The 17,744-nt window shown below is 60.4% G+C and carries 17 protein-coding genes and 1 pseudogene; 11 read left to right on the forward strand and 7 right to left on the reverse strand.

The genetic code is table 11. From position 1 onward, the window contains the following. The first annotated feature begins 5 nt into the window (after positions 1-5). From PspS35_RS10120 to PspS35_RS10130, 4 genes are all read left to right on the forward strand, one after another. Positions 6-1,595 (forward strand): FAD-dependent oxidoreductase, encoded by a 1,590-nt coding sequence (locus tag PspS35_RS10120; RefSeq protein WP_159934042.1) that lies wholly within the window; start codon positions 6-8, stop codon positions 1,593-1,595. A 54-nt stretch (positions 1,596-1,649) separates the two neighbouring features. Then, positions 1,650-1,937: a hypothetical protein gene (locus PspS35_RS30260; protein WP_238786022.1), complete on the forward strand. Its 288-nt coding sequence runs from the start codon at positions 1,650-1,652 to the stop codon at positions 1,935-1,937. Continuing rightward, on the forward strand, positions 1,889-2,989 hold the full coding sequence (locus PspS35_RS10125; protein ID WP_238786024.1) for an MFS transporter: 1,101 nt from the start codon (positions 1,889-1,891) through the stop codon (positions 2,987-2,989). Before PspS35_RS30260 ends, PspS35_RS10125 begins: the two co-directional genes overlap by 49 nt. Before the next feature lie 74 nt (positions 2,990-3,063). Next, positions 3,064-3,864: an IclR family transcriptional regulator gene (locus PspS35_RS10130; RefSeq protein ID WP_159934044.1), complete on the forward strand. Its 801-nt coding sequence runs from the start codon at positions 3,064-3,066 to the stop codon at positions 3,862-3,864. 8 nt (positions 3,865-3,872) lie between these two features. Here the strand turns inward: PspS35_RS10130 and PspS35_RS10135 are convergent, their stop codons facing one another. From PspS35_RS10135 to PspS35_RS10155, 5 genes are all read right to left on the reverse strand, one after another. After that, positions 3,873-4,676, reverse strand: a complete 804-nt coding sequence (locus tag PspS35_RS10135) for an ABC transporter permease (RefSeq protein WP_159934046.1) — start codon at positions 4,674-4,676, stop codon at positions 3,873-3,875. Continuing rightward, positions 4,676-5,887: an ABC transporter permease gene (locus PspS35_RS10140; RefSeq protein ID WP_159934048.1), complete on the reverse strand. Its 1,212-nt coding sequence runs from the start codon at positions 5,885-5,887 to the stop codon at positions 4,676-4,678. The genes PspS35_RS10135 and PspS35_RS10140 overlap by 1 nt, the downstream gene beginning before the upstream one ends. 19 nt (positions 5,888-5,906) lie before the next feature. After that, on the reverse strand, positions 5,907-6,956 hold the full coding sequence (locus PspS35_RS10145) for an ABC transporter substrate-binding protein (RefSeq protein ID WP_159934050.1): 1,050 nt from the start codon (positions 6,954-6,956) through the stop codon (positions 5,907-5,909). An 83-nt stretch (positions 6,957-7,039) separates the two neighbouring features. Beyond that, positions 7,040-8,152, reverse strand: a complete 1,113-nt coding sequence (locus PspS35_RS10150) for an ABC transporter ATP-binding protein (protein WP_238786026.1) — start codon at positions 8,150-8,152, stop codon at positions 7,040-7,042. 35 nt (positions 8,153-8,187) lie between these two features. Continuing rightward, positions 8,188-9,558, reverse strand: a complete 1,371-nt coding sequence (locus PspS35_RS10155) for an aminotransferase (protein WP_159934054.1) — start codon at positions 9,556-9,558, stop codon at positions 8,188-8,190. Between the two features lie 361 nt (positions 9,559-9,919). Here PspS35_RS10155 and PspS35_RS10160 point away from each other — a divergent pair, with 361 nt between their 5' ends. The 4 genes from PspS35_RS10160 (at position 9,920) to PspS35_RS10175 (ending at position 13,655) form a co-directional block, all read left to right on the forward strand. Continuing rightward, positions 9,920-10,696: an IclR family transcriptional regulator gene (locus tag PspS35_RS10160; RefSeq protein ID WP_159934056.1), complete on the forward strand. Its 777-nt coding sequence runs from the start codon at positions 9,920-9,922 to the stop codon at positions 10,694-10,696. A gap of 242 nt (positions 10,697-10,938) precedes the next feature. Next, complete coding sequence (locus tag PspS35_RS10165) at positions 10,939-12,465, forward strand: amino acid permease (protein ID WP_159934058.1); 1,527 nt, start codon at positions 10,939-10,941, stop codon at positions 12,463-12,465. Continuing rightward, positions 12,458-13,249 carry a glucose 1-dehydrogenase gene (locus PspS35_RS10170; protein ID WP_159934060.1) on the forward strand — a complete coding sequence of 264 codons (792 nt, stop codon included), beginning with the start codon at positions 12,458-12,460 and terminating at the stop codon, positions 13,247-13,249. The genes PspS35_RS10165 and PspS35_RS10170 overlap by 8 nt, the downstream gene beginning before the upstream one ends. 91 nt (positions 13,250-13,340) lie before the next feature. Further along, positions 13,341-13,655, forward strand: a complete 315-nt coding sequence (locus PspS35_RS10175) for a hypothetical protein (RefSeq protein ID WP_238786028.1) — start codon at positions 13,341-13,343, stop codon at positions 13,653-13,655. On the opposite strand, the gene PspS35_RS10180 is transcribed toward PspS35_RS10175, so the two are convergent. Further along, positions 13,594-14,448, reverse strand: coding sequence for a CHAD domain-containing protein (locus PspS35_RS10180; protein WP_159934062.1), 855 nt, complete (start codon positions 14,446-14,448; stop codon positions 13,594-13,596). The genes PspS35_RS10175 and PspS35_RS10180 overlap by 62 nt on opposite strands. Positions 14,449-14,703: 255 nt before the next feature. Here PspS35_RS10180 and PspS35_RS10185 point away from each other — a divergent pair. Further along, positions 14,704-15,675, forward strand: a pseudogene (locus tag PspS35_RS10185) (IS5 family transposase); the annotation flags it as partial. A gap of 368 nt (positions 15,676-16,043) precedes the next feature. Here PspS35_RS10185 and PspS35_RS10190 read toward each other — a convergent pair. Continuing rightward, positions 16,044-16,634, reverse strand: coding sequence for a TetR/AcrR family transcriptional regulator (locus tag PspS35_RS10190; protein WP_159934064.1), 591 nt, complete (start codon positions 16,632-16,634; stop codon positions 16,044-16,046). A gap of 102 nt (positions 16,635-16,736) precedes the next feature. On the opposite strand from PspS35_RS10190, the gene PspS35_RS10195 reads away from it, so the two are divergent. Both PspS35_RS10195 and PspS35_RS10200 read left to right on the forward strand, forming a co-directional pair. Continuing rightward, a complete protein-coding gene (locus tag PspS35_RS10195) occupies positions 16,737-17,294 on the forward strand; it encodes a DinB family protein (RefSeq protein ID WP_159934066.1) in 558 nt (185 codons plus the stop codon). Between the two features lie 31 nt (positions 17,295-17,325). Continuing rightward, complete coding sequence (locus tag PspS35_RS10200) at positions 17,326-17,580, forward strand: hypothetical protein (RefSeq protein ID WP_159934068.1); 255 nt, start codon at positions 17,326-17,328, stop codon at positions 17,578-17,580. The last annotated feature ends 164 nt before the right edge of the window (positions 17,581-17,744 follow it).

The raw sequence follows: 17,744 nt of genomic DNA on the forward strand, positions 1-17,744 counted from the left end.
TAACAATGAAAACCGTTGACTACATTGTCGTCGGCGCGGGCTCCGCCGGCTGTGCGCTGAGCGCACGGCTGGCGAGTGCGGGCAAGCAGGTGCTGCTGCTGGAGGCCGGGCCTGCCGACAATCACCCGTATATCCACATTCCCGGCACCTTCATCAGGGTCCATGGCACTCGCCGTACCTGGATGTACCACACGGAACCCGAACCCTTCGTCAACCAGCGCCAGGTCTACATCCCCCAGGGACGAACGCTGGGCGGCGGCAGTTCGGTCAACGCGATGATCTATATTCGTGGCCAGGCTCAGGACTATGACCATTGGGAGGCCAGCGGCTGCCCGGGTTGGAGCTGGCAGGACGTGCTGCCGGTGTTTCGCCGTTGCGAATCCAACGCCCGGTTGGGGGGGGAACTGCACGGTCAGCAGGGCCCGCTCAACGTCAGCGACCCCCGTCACCATCACGCCTTGAGCCGTGCTTTCGTAAAGGCGGCCGTCGAGGCGGGGGTGCCGGCCACCGATGATTTCAACGGCGCACGCCAAGAGGGCGCAGGGTTCTATCAGACCACTACATCCCACGGTCGGCGCGCCAGTTCGGCGGTGAGCTACCTGCGGCCGCTGCGTAACGACCCGAACCTGAACGTGCTCACCGATACACACGTCACCGAGTTGCTGTTCGACGGTGCGCGCGTTATCGGCGTGCAAGCCGCCGGTCGCGACGGCGTGGCGCGCAGATTCACCGCGCGTGCCGAGGTGATCGTCAGCGCCGGCGCGATTGCTTCGCCCAAGCTGCTGATGCTGTCCGGCATCGGGCCACGGTGTCACCTGGACGAGATGGGCATTGTCACCCGCGTCGATGCTTCGGGTGTCGGCGAGAATTTCCAGGACCATCTCAGTGCTTCGGTCTACGCCCAGACACGCAAACCGGTGAGCCTGTTGGGTCATGATCGCGGCCTGCACGCATTGGGGCATGGCCTGAAATACCTGGCCAATCGCAGCGGCCTGCTGAGCTCCAACGTGGTGGAAAGCGGTGCCTTTGTCGACGCCACCGGCTGCGGTCGGCCCGACGTGCAGTTCCATGTGGTGCCGGCGCTGGTCGGCGACATCGATCGCTTGCCGCCCAGCGGTCACGGGATTTCGATCAACCCTTGTGTCTTGCGCCCGTGTTCCCGTGGCCAGTTGCGTCTCAAAAGCGCCGACCCGATGCAGGAGGTGTCGCTCAAAGCCAACTACCTGAGTGACGAATACGACCTGCGCACCCTGGTCGCCGGGGTGAAGTTCGCGCGGCGAATCCTGCGGGCCCCGGCACTGGCCAGTGTGGTTCACACCATGTTGCTGCTACCGGACCACGACGATGTGCCTGACGAGGTCCTGGAGGACTACGTACGCAGTGTGGCCAAGACGGTGTTTCACCCGGCGGGCACCTGTCGCATGGGCACCGACGCCGCCGCCGTGGTCGGGCCGGACCTGCGGGTTCACGGCGTGCAAGGGTTGCGGGTGGCCGACGCATCCATCATGCCAACCATCGTCAGTGGCAACACCAATGCGCCGAGCATCATGATCGGTGAGCGTTGTGCCGACTTCATCCTGGGGAGTGCCGCCTGAGCCGTTGAGCCCCACTTTTTTCCTCGCCGATACAACAATTACAAGAGTACAGCGATGAACCTCATATCCCGGAACACCTTCAACAGTGCGCAGGATTGCGCGCTCTACAATCGGATCGCCTGGCGCATCCTGCCGTTTCTGTTCGTGTTGTACTTGGTCGCCTTCCTGGACCGGGTCAATGTCGGTTTCGCCAAGCTGCAGATGGCCGCCGACATCGGCCTGAGCGACATGGCCTTCGGCTTTGGCGCCGGTGTTTTTTTATCGGCTACTGCCTGTGCGAGATCCCCAGCAACATGGTGTTGCAGCGCGTGGGTGCGCGGTTCTGGATCACCCGCATCATGATCACCTGGGGGCTATTGTCGATCGCGATGCTGTTCGTCAAAACCCCGAACGCCTTCTATGTGTTGCGCTTTCTGCTGGGCATGGCGGAAGCCGGGTTTTATCCCGGTGTCGTGCTGTACATGACCTACTGGTTTCCATCCTATGCCCGTTCCCAAGGCATGGCCTGGTTCAACCTGGGCATCGCCATGGCGGGGGTATTGGGCAGCCCGCTGTCCGGCTGGATCATGCAGACCTTCGCCGGTTACGGCGGCATGGCCGGCTGGCAGTGGCTGTTCCTGCTCGAAGGGCTACCTGCCGTTTTGCTCGGCATTGCCGTGTATTTCTACCTGGATGACCGGCCTGGCAACGTGCGCTGGTTGACCCCGGAGCAGAATGCCCGGGTGGTGCAGCAATTGGCGGCGCAACGTCAGGCGCAGGAGGCGGCCGGAGCCAGCCATAACTTCCGGGCAGCCTTTGTGAACAAGAGCTTGTGGTGCCTGATCTACGTCAATTTCGCGTTGCTGTGCGGTACCTATGGCGTTTCGTTCTGGTTGCCGCAGATTGTTCAGGGGCTGGGCGTCAAGGGCCTGTTCCATACCGGCCTAATCGCGGCAATCCCGTTCGCGGTGGCGTCGGTGGCGATGGTGCTGGTCAGCCGGCATTCGGATAAGACCCGCGAACGGCGCTGGCATGGCACTTTGTGCAACCTGGCCTCTGCGCAGGGGCTGGCAATCGCGGCGTACTTCCATGACCAGCCGGTCTTGTCGCTGGCGGGCCTGAGCCTGGCGATGTCCGGCGGTCTGGCCGGGTTCTGTGTGCTGTGGGCGCTGCCTGGGGTGTTGCTTACGGGTACGGCGGCAGCAGCCGGTATTGCGCTGATCGCCACCGTCGGCAACCTCGGCGGCTACGCCAGCCCCTTTATGCTGGGTTGGGTCAAACAGAGCAGCGGGCACTTGGAATATGGCCTGTATGTACTGGCGGCCATGACGTTGCTCGGCGCGTTCGTGATGTTTCGCGTCAAACTCCCTTCGGCGCGTGTTTCCTCGGCGGTGGGCGAAGCGTCCGTCATTTGATATCGCAGACCAACACAACTGTTTCTTCAAGCGATACAATCGGGGCTTTCCCAGCTATCGCTTGAGGTGACCTCATGGTACAGGATGACGAAAAGCCCAGCACCGGCCCGGTACTGCTGGAATCAGTGGAAATGGTCTTCCGCCTGCTTGATGAGCTGACGGCTGCGCGCCGTCCGCTGGGGGTGACCGAACTCGCTCATCAACTGCAAACCGCCAAGCCGAGGACCTATCGGCACCTGGCTTCGATGCGTCAGCTCGGCATTCTCGAACAAGACCCTGTCAGCGAAAAATACCTGCTCGGTGCTCGCCTGGTGGCCTACGGCGAGGCCGCTGGCGAGCAGTTCGACTTGCGCGCCATCGCCGACCCTTACCTCACCCGTATCCGCGATGCCACCGGGCAGACCGCGTTGCTGGCGGTCGCGACCCATGACACGGCGCTGGTGGTGTCGTGCGTCGAATCCAAGGCCAATGTGTGCATTTCGGTGAAGCCGGGTAACCGCGTGCTGCCGTACTGTTCTGCCCAGGGGCGAACGGTGCTGGCGTTTGCGGACGCGGCCAGCCAGCAGCGGGTGCTGCGGCGCAAGATGCCGCGCCTGACCGAGCGGACCTTACATGACCCTGATGAATTGGTGCAGCGCCTGGAGTTGATTCGTCAGCGCCTGTATGACGACGCTGATGGTGAAGTGACCCTCGGCATCAATGCGCTGTGCTGCCCGATCTTTCGCGAGAACGACCTGATTGTCGGGACCATCGGCATTGTTGGCCCGAGTGCGGCGATCCCGTCGCCGCCGCCGGCCGCCATGCTGCGCGAGTTGCAGTCGGCTGCGGCTGAAATCAGCGAGCGACTGCACGCGGGTACCTACCGGCGTCTGTAGCCCCGGGCTCAGGAGCGGCGGGTCACCGAGCGCGACAACAGCAGCAACAGCGTGGCGAACAGCACCATGATGGTGGCGGCCGACAGCAGCACCGGGCTCAGCGCTTCACGGGCGGTGGTGAACATTTCGCGGGGCAGGGTGCGTTGATCGGGGCCGGCCAGAAACAGCGTCACCACCACTTCATCCAGTGAGGTGGCGAACGCGAACAAGCCGCCCGACACCAGCCCTGGCGAGATCAGTGGCAGGGTGACCTTGCGTAACGTCATCCACGGCGTTGCGCCCATGCTCGCGGCAGCCCATAACAAGCGCTGGTTGAGCCCGCCCAATGCCGAGCCGACGTTCACCACCACAAAGGGTACGGCCAGCGTGGTGTGCGCCAGGATCAGGCCAAGGTAGGTGCGGGTGAGGCCGGCGTTGGAAAACACGAAGTACATGCCCACGCCGACGATCACCGCCGGCACGATCATCGGCGCGATCAGCAGCACCTCGATCACGCGCTTGCCCGGCATCGCCGGATGGCGCAGCCCCAATGCCGCCAGCCCGCCGAGCACCACTGCCAGCACCGTGCTGGCGAGGGCAATGGCAAAACTGTTGAACAGTGCCCCCAGCCATTGCCTGGAAGAAAAGAAGTCCTCGTACCAGTGCAGGGTGAACTGCCCCAGCGGCAATGACATGTAGCGGTTGTCGCTGAATGACAGGGGCAGCACGATCAGGATCGGCAGCAGCAAAAAAGCCAGGACCACCCAGCCGCTCAACGACAGGCCCAGGTTGCCGAACCAGGCGACCGGCCCGCTGTTTGGATTACGAACCATCACTTCGCTCCTGTGGTGCGGCGCGCCAGATGCGCCTGGATAAGATAGAGCAGGGTGGTCGCCACCAGCAGCACCATCCCCAACGCTGAAGCAAGGCCCCAGTTCAGCGTGCCGGTAGTGAACTGCGCGATGTAGAAGCTGATCATCTGGTCGGCCGGTCCACCGAGCAAGGCGGGCGTGATGTAGAAACCGAGCGTGACGATGAAGACCATCAATGCACCGGCCGCCAGCCCAGGGAGAACCTGTGGAAGGTATACCTGGAAAAACACCCGCGGTGGGCGCGCACCCATGGAGTAAGCCGCCTGTACCAGCAGGCGATTGCAACTGGACATGGCAGCAAGCAACGGGAAAACCATGAACGGCAGCATCACGTGAACCAGTGCCAGGATCACGCCAAATCGGTTGTACAGCAGGTGCAACGGGCTGTTGATCCATCCGAGCTTCATCAGCATCGCATTGACAATGCCCTGGTCCTGTAACAGCACCATCCAGGCGGTGGTGCGCACCAGAATCGATGTCCAGAACGGTAGCAGGATCAGTAACAGCAGGGCATTGCGTGTGCGCGGCGTACGGCGGTCGAGATACGCGCACAGCGGAAACGCCAGCAGCACACAGACCAGGGTGGTGATGGCGGCGATGCCGAACGTGCGCCCGAGGATGGAGCGGTACAGCCCGGCTTCATCCTTGCTGACCAGGCCTTGCTGATAGTCGTGTTTCATGTCCACGGCGGACAACAAATGATACGTACCCGCCGGCCCCGAGGCGCGTTTGAAGGTTTGCCAGGTGGCGTTATCCAGCCAGCGTGGGTCCAACTGTTGCATCTGCGCGGTACTGCCCTCCAGGTTGCCAGCTTCGCGCTTGGCGGCCATGAGCAGTGCGCGCAGGGTTGGCGCCTCGTAAGCCAAGCGTCGTGCGGCGGACGCCAGGTCACGCGGCGCGACGGTCTTGAGGTCTGCAATCAGCGGCTTGAACAGACGCTCATCGGGGGCCGAGCGTCCGTCCCATTGCGCCACCGCGAGGGCGGTGGCCGGCATGGCCTGGGGCAACTCGGTGTCGGCCACCGCGCGCCACAGCAAAGTGCCGATCGGCCCTACGAAGGTCAGCAGCAAAAACACCACCAAAGGCACCAGCAGACCGTAGGCGCGCCAGAGCGCACCCCGATCCTTGCGGGCAACCACGGGCACGGAGTCATTCAGAACGATTGTGCTCATGTCGTGTACTCAATCTGCGTTACTGGGCCGACCAGGCGGTCCATTTGGCGTTCAACTCGTCGATGCGATCGACCCAGAACTTGTCGTTGAGCGCCAGCACATTGGCGCTGTTCTGCGGCGCGCTGGGGGAGTCGGCGAGGGCGGCGGGATCGGTCTGGGCGATACCTTCAACCGAGGTAATACCGGTCGGTTGCAGGCTTGGCCATTGCTTCTGGTTTTCGGCCTTGCCCATCACGTTGAGCAGGCCGTAGGCCTTGTCCACGTTCGGCGAGTTGGCCAGGATCACCCAGCTGTCCATGGTTTGCAGTGACTGGTTCCACACCAGGCCGAACGGCTTGCGGTCCTGATGGATCGCATTGGTCACCCGGCCGTTGTACGAGGTGGTCATGCTCACTTCGCCCGATGCCAGCAATTGCATCGGTTGGCCGCCGGCTTTCCAGAACAGCAGTTGGTCTTTGATGGTGTTGAGTTTCTTGAAGGCGCGCTCGACGCCGCCCGGGGTATTGAGGGTCTTGTAGACATCGGCCGGCGCGACACCGTCGGCCATCAGCGCGATCTCCAGGTTACCCTTGGGGCCCTGGCGCAGCGCTCGTTTACCGGGGAAGGTCTGGGTGTCAAAGAAGTCAGCCCAGTCCTTCGGGGCGCGGCTGACCTTGCTGGTGTCGTAGCCCAGCACGAAGTTGTACACCGCGCTGCCGACGCCGCATTCGCTGACGGCGCTGGGAATATAGTTGTCCTTGCCGCCGATGCGCTGGAAGTCCATCGAAACAAACAGCCCTTCGCCGCACCCCAGTTGCAGGTCTTCAGCCTCGACCTGCACCACGTCCCAGCCGCTGTCCGCGCCTTCCGCGCGGGTGCGCAGCAACCCGATGCCGCCATCCCAGCTGTCGTCGATCACCTTGTTGCCGCTGGCCTGGCTGTAAGGCGTGAAGAAGATCTTGCGCTGAACATCCTGGTAAGCACCGCCCCAGGAGGCCACGGTCAGGTCGCGGGCTTGGGCGGTGCCTTGCAGCAGGGCCAGCCCGCAGAGGGCGAAGGTAACACTGCGAATGGAGCATGGATTGAACATGATGTGACTCCCAGCCATTTGGTGTGGTTATTGTCGGCAGCAGTACGGCAACAGATCGATACAGTCGTTATTCTTTTAAGGGTTCAGCGCAGGATCATTGCCTGCGTGCCTGGCAAGGCCAGCGAGAGCATTTCACCCGGTATGGGCGCCGTGCGCCCCAGGCTGCCAGGGTTGTAGGTCATCGACAGCTCGGTACCCTTGGCCATGTGCAAGCGCAATTTGCAGTGGGCACCGTGGAAAATGCTGTCGATCACGCGCGCCTGGATCGCCGCTTCACCGGATACCGCGAACCGCAGGTTTTCGGGGCGAATCGCCAGCGCGGCGGGGCTCCCCGCCGCGAGTGCCGGGTCGGTGCAGCACGCTTCATGGACCGAACCGTCTTCGCTGAGCCGGATTTGCGCCCGGCCGCCCGAGACACTGAGCACCGCGCCGTCCAGCACGTTGGTCTCGCCCAGGAAGTTGGCGACGAAACGGGTTGAAGGGCGGTTATAGATGGCTTGCGGGCAGTCGATCTGCGCAATCTTGCCCTCATTGAATACGGCGACCCGGTCGGACATGGTCATGGCTTCGTCCTGGTCGTGGGTGACGTAGACGAAGGTTATGCCCAACTGTTTGTGGATGGCCTTCAGCTCCAGTTGCATGTGTTCGCGCAGTGCCTTGTCCAGTGCGCCCAGTGGTTCGTCCATCAACAGCATGCGCGGGCGATAGACCAGGGCGCGAGCCAGCGCCACACGTTGCTGCTGGCCGCCGGAAAGTTGGCCGGGGTTGCGCTCTTCAAAGCCTTCCAGGCGCGCCAGTGCAAGGGCTTCCTTGACGCGGGCCTTCGCCTCGGCGGCGGGTACCTTGCGCAAGTTGAGCGGGAAGGCGACGTTCTGCGCCACGCTCATGTGCGGGAACAGCGCGTAGCTTTGAAAGACCACCCCCATGTCGCGCTTGTAGGCGGGCAACTTGCTGATGTCGTTGCCGTCCATGAGAATGCGCCCGCGGTCCGGCGCGTCGAAACCGGCGAGCATCATCAAGGTTGTGGTCTTGCCCGAGCCGCTGGGGCCGAGCAGGGACAGGAACTCACCCTGGCGAATGTTCAGGTCCAGGTTGTCGACCACCCAGCTGCGTTCGTCATAGGTTTTGTGAACCCCTTCAAAACGCACCAGCACCGGGCTCTGAGGGTGGGGCGAGGACGCATCGGGTACTGGCATAGGAACCCTGGGTAGCGAGCGGATAGGCTGTGCGGTCATGGGCGGATACTCGCAAGGACTTCATCCAATGCCTCGCCCACAGCCTTGAGAATAGTCTGGATCTGATCGGCATCGACAATCAGCGGCGGCGCCATCACCAGGGTGTCGCCCAAGGCGCGCATCAGAATGGAACGGCGCTGCAGCGCGTTACTCACCTGAGTCGCCACTTTCAGCTCGGTCGGGAAGGGCTCGCGTGTGGTTTTGTCTGCCACGAATTCCAGGGCCGCCATCAGGCCGATACCCCGCGCCTCTCCGACCAAAGGGTGGTCGGCGAAGGCTTTTACGCCCTCCTGGAAGGCCTTGGACACTTCCACCACGTGCCCGACGATGCTCAATTCGTCGTACAGGCGCAGTGTTTCCAGGGCCACGGCCGCCGCGACCGGATGCCCACCGTAGGTGTAGCCATGGCCGAGGCCGCCGAGCGCATTGCTCTGATCGGCGATCACTTGATAGATACGGTCGCTGAGCAGCAGGGCCGAGATCGGCTGGAATGCGGCGGAGAGCCCTTTGGCGCAGGTCAGCATGTCTGGCTGGATGCCCACCGCCTCGCAACCCCAGTAGTAGCCGGTACGTCCAAAGCCGCAGATGACTTCGTCGGCCACCATCAGGATGTCGTATTTGCGCAGCACCGCCTGAACTTTGGCGAAGTAGCCGGCAGGCGGCAGGATCACGCCGCCGGTGCCCATCACCGGCTCGGCAAAGAAGGCCCCTATGGTGTCCGGTCCGGCGTCGAGGATGGTTTGTTCCAGTTCTTCTGCCAGGCGTGTCGAAAACGCTTCTTCGGTCTCCCCTGGCAGCCCTTGGCGATACAGGTGAGGGCAGCGGACATGGATCACATCCGCCAGAGGCTCGCCCCAGCCTTTATGCATGTTCGGCAGGCCGGTGAGGCTGGCGGCGGCCAGGGTGGTGCCATGATAGCTGCGCTGCCGGGCGATGAGGCGGTGCTTGCCCGGCTTGCCGAGGGCGATGTGGTAATAGCGCACTAGTTTGATGGCGGTGTCGATGGCTTCGGAGCCCGAGCTCTGGAACACCACTTTATCGAGCCCGGCGGGTGCATGAGCGATCAGTTCAGCGGCCAGATCAGCCGCCGGGCCGTGGCTGCGGTGCGCAAACGTCTGTTGATAGGGCAGCTTGAGCATCTGCGCGTACGCCGCTTCGGCCAGGCGCGGCTGGCTGAAACCCAGCGTCGCGCACCACAGTCCCGACATGCCCTCGATGTAACGCTGGCCCTGGTCATCAAACACGTAGATGCCTTCCCCCCGCTCGATCAGCAGCGGCCCCACTTGTTCATGCAGCCGCAGGTTGGTCTGCGGATGGAGATGGTGGGCAATATCTCGCTTGGCCATTGCCGAATCACGAGCGGTCATGACGTCATCCTCTTTGTTGTTTCGTATGCGTATGCGGTACGTGGTTTCATTTTTACGATTATTGAGCGCGCTCGTCAAATATTTTATGTTTCTCTGTGGGTAATATTGTTTCTGCTAGCGAACAAGAATAAGCCGTTTGCCAGCAACCTAAGAAAGACTTATATCTAAAAAATAGGCTTGGAGGTGAAGGTGAGCTTTTGTGCCGTAGAAACGCTCGTTGCAGGAATCATCAGGATGGCCCCCTTGTGAACATTCAATATGACGCGCTATCGTTTCGCCTGTGCGAACAAGGTTTTTAATTGAAGCATAAAGCTTGCCAGGCCGACTGGCCCTGTGAGCGATCACGACAAAAGGACCAACGATGAGTGATGAAACAGGCAAGGGGGGGGTCAGGTCCGTACAACTGGCGCTCGATGTGTTGGAGCGTGTCGCCGGGGCCAGCGACGAGGTGGGCGTCAGCGACTTGGCGACGCAACTGGGCACCACCAAGGGCTCGGTGTTCAGGCACCTTAAAACCCTGGTGGAGCGTGGCTACCTGAGCCAGAACCCGCAGACATCCAAATATCGCCTGGGTGTCCAGGCCTACGTCCTTGGCAAAATCGCCGCCGACGGTATCGACCTGCTCAGCGCGTCGGCTGACGCTATCCGCGACCTGCGCGACGAGTTGGGACTGTCGGTGGTCTTGTCGGTTTTGCAGGGGCGTCGCCTGATGGTGGTCGAGACCCAACTGGGCAAGTCGACTCTCGAAATCGGCGTGCGCACCGGCACTGAATTGCAACTGCATTGCAACGCTCAAGGCAAGGTTGCGCTGGCCTTCGCCAAGCAATTGGGTATGGATCAACTGCCCGCCGAATTGCCGGCCATCACCCCTTACACGGTGGTTGACCACGCAGAACTGACTCGTCAGGTCAGCGAGGTCCGCGCCCGAGGTTGGGCAACGGCGATCGAGGAAGAAACCTTGGGCATTTCTGCGATCGCCGCACCAATACTGGGCATCAATGCGGAGTTTATCGGCACTGTAGCGCTGGTGGCGACTGTGCAGAATATTTCTCGCGAACTGAATCCTGAACAGATCAGGGCATTGAAAAAGGCAGCGTTGCGCGCATCTTGGAACCTTGGATTCAAAGGAGACTTTTGACGGGCGTAGTCATTGCTGGCTAGGCGCATCCTATCGACAAGCTCCCGATAACCCAGAGTCAGCGCTCCCTGACTATAAATAAGAACTCCGGATCTGGTGACCATTAGGGTTTCGCAGATATCAAGGTTGGAATCGTATTTGCGCTTTTGGCATGTCCCCTTGGAGACATAGGCAGCGTGCGCGGTGCATTCGAAGATGACGGTCTAGGCAGTTGCCTTGAGCCCGATTTGGAGGATCACCGCGTGGACAGACCGACAATAAAAGCGCCGACTGCGGCCGTTACCCCCTCAGGGGTCAGTTATCAAAGTGTGGAAAGCGGTTACTTTGAACAACGTCGCCTGCAGCGTCATGCAGGTTTCTTCACCCTGCTGATTCTCGGCGTCGGTGCGGTGGTGGCGGGGCAGTATTCCGGTTGGAATCTGGGTTTGGCCCAAGGCTTCGGCGGCATGTTTCTGGCCTTGCTGATCATTGCCGTGATGTATCTGTTTCTGTGCTCATCCATCGGCGAAATGGCCGCCGCGCTGCCGCATACCGGCGGTGCCTATTCATTTGCGCGCACTACAACGGGCCCATGGGGTGGGTTCAGCACAGGCCTTGCCGAGAATATCGAATTCATCCTGGCGCCCGCAGGGAATATGTTTTTCATGGGGGCCTACCTGACCGCGATTTTCGGCACCGGCCCCGAATGGCAACCGGTGTGGTGGGTGGTCGGCTATGCCTGCATGCTGCTGCTTTCGAACCGGGGGCTGGGGGTTTCGATGCGCGCCGTTGTGCTTATCACCCTCGCGGCAGTAGCGGTGTTGGTGGTGTTCTTTATTGCGGCTTACCCGCATATGGACTTCAGCGGGAATGCCCTGAACCTTGCGGCGGACGCCAACGGTAAGGTGGTCGAGGTGCAGGGCGGTAACGGGCCTTGGCTGCCGTTCGGAATGACCGGCGTCATGCTGGCATTGCCGTTCGCCGTCTACATGTTCCTGGCTATCGAGCAATTGCCGCTGACGGCCGAGCAGTCGCATAACCCGACTCGACATTTGCCGCTGGCGTTAGTCTGGGGCACCGTGATTCTTGCGGTGCTGGCCTTGGGCGTGCTGTTTTTCAGTGCCTCGATCAGCGGTGGCACTTTCTTTATGAGCACCTCATCAGAGCCGCTGCTCGATGGCTTCCGCGAAATTTTCGGGCACACCGCCAGCAAGCTGTTGTCGGCCGTTGCCGTGCTGGGCCTGGCGGCGTCGTTCCTGGCCGGCAGCTTTGCCGCAGGGCGCAATATTTATTCGCTGTCGCGTGCCGGTTATTTGCCCACCGGGCTCTCGGTAACGCACCCAACCCGCAATACGCCGAATATTGCACTGGCCACGGGTGCTCTGGCGGCGCTGGGTATCCTGATGCTCTGCTGGTTTACGTTCGGTAAGGACAACAACCCACTGATGGGTGGAATCCTGGTGAGCATGATCGTGTTCGCCGGCATGATTTCCTACATCCTGCAAAGCATCGCGTTCATTCGCCTCAAGCGCGCCTTCGCGGACTTGCCTCGGCCCTATCGCAGCCCGTACGGGATATTCGGCGCTGTTGCGGTCATTATCATTGCGACGGCGACCCTGATTTATCAGTTTCTCGATCCGCTCTATAAATGGACGGCCTTGGCCGCTGCCTGCTGGTACCTGATCGGGATGGCTTATTTCGCGTTCTATCGTCGTCATCGCCTGGTGTTGTCACCGGAAGAAGCATTCGCCGTGAGTGGCGGTCGTGAAGGAAACCCAAACAATGACTAGTGTCGAATTGTCCAAAGGCAAGGGCCGTCTGGCCGGCAAAGCGGCCATTATCACCGGCGGCGCCGGTGGCTGCGGCGCTGCCGCAAGCCGCTTGTTCGCGGTCGAAGGGGCCAAGGTGATCATCATCGATCTGAACGGCGAGGCCGCCGCCGACCTGGCTGCACAGATCAATGCCGAAGGCGGCCAAGCCTTGGGGCTGGGCGCCGACGTCTCGCAAGGCGTTCAGGTTCGCGAGGCGGTCGCTCGGGGGCTGGCGGAATTCGGCCAGGCGGATGTGCTTTTCAACCACGCGGGTACCTTGATCGTGAAACCTTTTCTGGACGTACAGGAGCATGAGTGGGACTGGCTCATGGCCGTCAACGTCAAGAGCATGTACCTGGTCACTCAGGCCGTGCTGCCACAAATGCTTGCCAAGGGTGCGGGAAGCATCGTGTGTACCTCGTCGATCTCCGCGCAGTACGCCACCCCTGGCGAGGTGGTGTACAACGCCAGCAAGGGCGCATGCCAGATGTTCGCGCGCGCGATTGCCGTCGAGTTTCGTGACCGTGGTATCCGTTGTAACGCGGTGGCCCCTGGATTTATCCGCACCCCTCACGGCGAGCGCGAAATGCGCGATTTGCAACGGATGGGCGTGGATGCCAGCGAGGCGGCGATCAGCCTGCAGCAAGGGCGGCTGTGCGAGCCCGAAGAGGTCGCGCGTGCCGCGTTGTTTTTAGCCAGCGATGACGCTTCATTTGTCAGTGGCACGCAGCTGTTTGTGGACAACGGTTTTTCTGCTGTTTAAGCAGGCGTGGCAAGAAATATGCTTGCTCTTTATCGCTGGTTCAGCCCTGCGCTCACTAAGGGGGCGCATCAGATAAAGACAAGCGGATAGCATGGCAACTTCAGTTCCGGATGGCGGATATGGCATGGATGCCGTGCCCGTCCTTGACGCATGGCACTCGGCGACGCCCGGTTTGGTCGCACTGTTGCAGGCAGAGGGCTTTGCGCAAAAAGTGGATGAAGCGCTGTGGGCCATGGTCAATTTCGACCAAAGCTGCGTGCTGTTCTACCCAACGGACGGCGCGCCCGTGTTACTGCACGACAACCTGCAAGGCATTGGCGAGCCGGGTGCGATGCACAGCTATCTCAACGGCACGTATTTGCTGGACCCGGTCTACACTGTTCTGCTGAGACTTTTCTTTGCCTAGCTTCCCAAGTAGCAGCTTTCTTTTTTTCTACGATCTTGGGAAGTAGCGCCCTTAGCTTCTTCATTTCGTATTCGGCCTGAATGAGTTTTTCAGTCGATGCTTCCTCCCACCGGGGAACCAGGGGGATAAGGTCGCGCTCGCGCTGGGCTGTCAGGCGCCACTGGAAATGGTCATGCCAAGAGCCTAAAGCCGACTGCACTGCTTTCAAGGATTTCGCTGCCTGCTTTGAAAGGGGCGATAGATCAGAAAAAGCTTCAGTCAGATATCGCGTGCGCTTGACCAGAATTCTCAGTTCATGCCGGTCATACTGATCATCATCTAGCGCGAGATGAAGTCGGTCGATTTGTTTGGTTAGCGACTTTTCGATAATTTGCTTAAGCACTGCTGAGTCATTGCCCAGTGCGGAGGCCCTGAATATTGACGGCCACTGATCCAATTCCTCAAAAAACTGGTTTAGCGTCTGGTGCCTCGCTATCACTTTGTGAACGGCCTTAAGTCGAACACGTCGTTCAGTTGCCGCGTGAGAAAAACCTTGTTTCTCAAGCTCGCCCACCATTACCTCGAGATCTCGCGCTGGCGTCGTAAGGCGACCGAGATCTGCTGATGCCTCTCGGAGTCCATTCATCCCTTGCAGGTTTTTCAAAGGCATCAATAGGCTACGGATTTGCCTGATAGCAATTCGCAGGTCATGAAGAGCCTCGGGATCTGTTTGGTGCTCTAGCCTGGCCCTAGAGTGGAAGAGCGCGACTTCGAGTCTGAGAATCTCTTGGATGTATCTGTCTATAAAAGACATGAAAACCCCCTCATGAGTTTAGGCAAACCCGAATCTACCAGAAACGCAATTTAAATACAGACAGCGGCCACATAACTGCCCTCGGCCACGCTGTCGTTGAAGTTGAAAAGATCACGAAGCAGTTTTTTATTCATGAGCTTGTTTGCTATCGCTCGGCGCTTGATCACGATCCTCAAGACTATAATCTCGAACTACTTGGGAAGCTCTGAACAAGCCTCCCCATATCGGCGACACTATCAGGATCTGGCGAGATACATGACGCAGCTGAGCTTCTCCGACGCCGAGCATTCCGGTAAGCGCAAGCGGACGCGCCGCGAGGTGTTCCTTGCGCAGATGGACCAAGTGGTGCCGTGGAGCGCGTTGCTGTCGCAGATCGAGCCTCACTACCCGAAGGCCGGCCGAGGCCGCCATCCGTATGGGCTGGAGACGATGTTGCGCATCCACTTCTTGCAGCAGTGGTATGCGTTGAGCGACCCGTCGATGGAGGAGGCGCTGTATGAGATCGCCTCGATGCGTCAGTTTGCGCGGTTGTCGTTGCCGGAGGCGATACCGGATGAGACGACGATCCTCAACTTCCGGCATTTGCTGGAACGGCATGGGTTGGCGCCGAAGCTGCTTGAGGCGGCGAACCGGCACCTTCAAGGCAAGGGATTGTTGCTGCGGCAGGGAACGATCATGGACGCCACGATCATCGAGGCGCCGAGTTCGACGAAGAACAGCAGCGGCACGCGCGATCCGGCGATGCACCAGACCAAGAAAGGCCAGCAGTGGTTCTTCGGGATGAAGGCGCACATCGGGGTGGATCGGGACTCGGGTCTGGTGCACACGGTGGTGTCGACCGCGGCGAACGTGGCCGACGTGACGCAGGCGCAGAAGCTGCTGCACGGCAAGGAGCGCGAGGTCTACGCCGATGCGGGGTATACCGGGGCGGACAAGCGCGAGAAACTGAAGGGCAAGCGCGTGTGCTGGAACATTGCCGAGCGGCGGAGCCGGATCAGGGCGCTGCCGGAAGGCGAGTTGAAGACCCTGAGCGGATTCGTCGAGCACCTGACGGCCAAGGTGCGGGCGCGGTTGGAGCATCCGTTCCGGGTGATCAAGCGGCAGTTCGGCCACCGAAAGGTGCGCTATCGGGGGCTGGCCAAGAACGATGCGCAGTTGAACGTGCTGTTTGCGTTGTCGAACCTGTGGATGGCGCGCAGGCACTTGTTGGCGATGACTGGGAAGATGCGCCCGCGTGCTGGAAAGAACGGAGTTTTCAGCACGTTACGGCCTGAAATGGCCTGGATGAGGGGAAAGATGCGCATTCATTGATCGGCCAACCACCAGCATCCGATCACGCCGCTCAGGTCGGTGGCTTGTTCAGACCTTCCCTTGGGCGATGCGCAGGTGGTAGTCATCGAAAATCTGCCTACGGCCTGCTGATTGGGCCGCACGATGCAGTTCAAGGCCGCGCCACCGCTTGATAGGTGTTGATAAAACTCGCCTCCTGAACCCCATCGGAGGACCGAGCATGACCTTCAATACCGCTGCCTTGATGCTGCTCATCGTCCACAAAAAATGGAAGGGGATGGGCTTGTATCACCCATGCATTTTCATCAGGGATGAGCTTGAGACAGATACGAGTGGATCATCGCCACAAGTTCACGCCTCAACTCTGCAGACTTCAATGCCTTGGTCCGGGCAGCTTTGTGAATCACGCCCTCCACTGCTGCGGAAAGCACCTGTACCACCACCTCCAACGACGGATCGTTTCGACGACCTGAGAGCGCAACGAGTGCTCTATACCGCTCCAGATATTCGGCTTCGAAGGCGCGATCTGCGGATCGCTGCCCTGCATCCACCGGCACTTCATCGAGCAGTACGCGATGAAGGGCAGAGTGAACGCCGTGTGCCGCGATCATGCCATCAACGAGTTCATCGACGAGCTGATCCAGCGGCTGCCCTTCTTGGCCAAGGCCTCGCATAACGGCCAGCACGTCGTCGAGGTGGCGGTGGCGGATGGCGTCGACAAGCGCAAGCTTGTCAGGGAAGTATTGGTAGAGAGATCCGATGCTGACGCCCGCAACTTCAGCGACCTCGTTGGTGGTGAAGCCCGCCCAACCATGGTCGCCCAAAACGCGAGCCCCGGCGCGAACGATGATCTCGACGGTGGCCCGGGAGCGCGCCTGGCGTGGCTCTTTACGCATCGAAGACCGTGGCCTTGGAACGCGAGTAGACATCTGGAACGATCCTCACAAGAATGTGTACATCGTACTCACATTCTCGAACAGGAAAAGGACACCCGACAGATGAGTTCCCTTGCACTGCTGCGCACCCTGTTCAACTACCGCGCTTGGGCCAACGCTGAACTCCTAGAGAAAATGGAGGGCTTCGATGCCGACCTTCACGAACTGGATCGAGAGGCAGCGTTGCGGTTGTTGAACCATACCCTCGTCGTCGATCAGATCTTTGCGGCGCACCTCGTTGGCATCGATCATGGATTAACTGCGGACAACACAACGGAAACGCCCTTATTGCAGGATCTACGTGTAGCTCTGACGGCATCCGATCAGTGGTACGGGAACTACCTGGAAACGGTGACGACGGAGCAGCTGTCAGAGTCGATTCCCTTCGTGTTCACGGATGGCGACAAGGGGAGCATGTCGAGAGAGGAGATGCTGATCCACCTTGTCACGCACATCGTTTACCACCGTGGCGAAGTCGGGCGCATCATGTCGAGGCTATCTCTTCCTTTGCCGTGGGACACCTTTGCGGTATATCTCCATCGGACAGAGCCGTCACGCCGTCTGGCTACACGTCCCCCTGCAGCACGGATTAAGGGACCTTGCTCTTCCACCGAATGGTAAGCGCAAGCGTAGCGTCGAAGGCGCAGATTGATTGATACTGATACAGCAGAAAGAAGGTCCGTCGCATCCGCGCGATGAGGCGACGCATCGCATGGTTTCAGTGGCGATCAATCCGTCGCTTGCTCCATCATCGCTTGCAGCGCATCAATCAAGCCAGGTTCGAGGAACACGCATGCTCATCGACCGCGATCTGCAAGCTGAACACCGCGGCGAATACATTGCGCTTCAAGTGCGCCAGCTGGCGTGTCTGGTAAGCCTGTTCCGGCGAAAGGCGACCAATCCTTGACGACGAGCCGCTGCGTTTCGATCGTAGCTTCTGTAGGTGATGCGCTCTGCGTCCTTTGCGATGGCTTGGATGGCAGTCCTTGAGCATTTAATGGAAGTCTTTGGACGAACTTTGTTGCCTTGGCTGGAAAACAAGGCTATAATTCAGGCCTTCGCTAAACACAG

Source organism: Pseudomonas sp. S35, assembly GCF_009866765.1.
Classification (GTDB): Bacteria; Pseudomonadota; Gammaproteobacteria; order Pseudomonadales; family Pseudomonadaceae; genus Aquipseudomonas.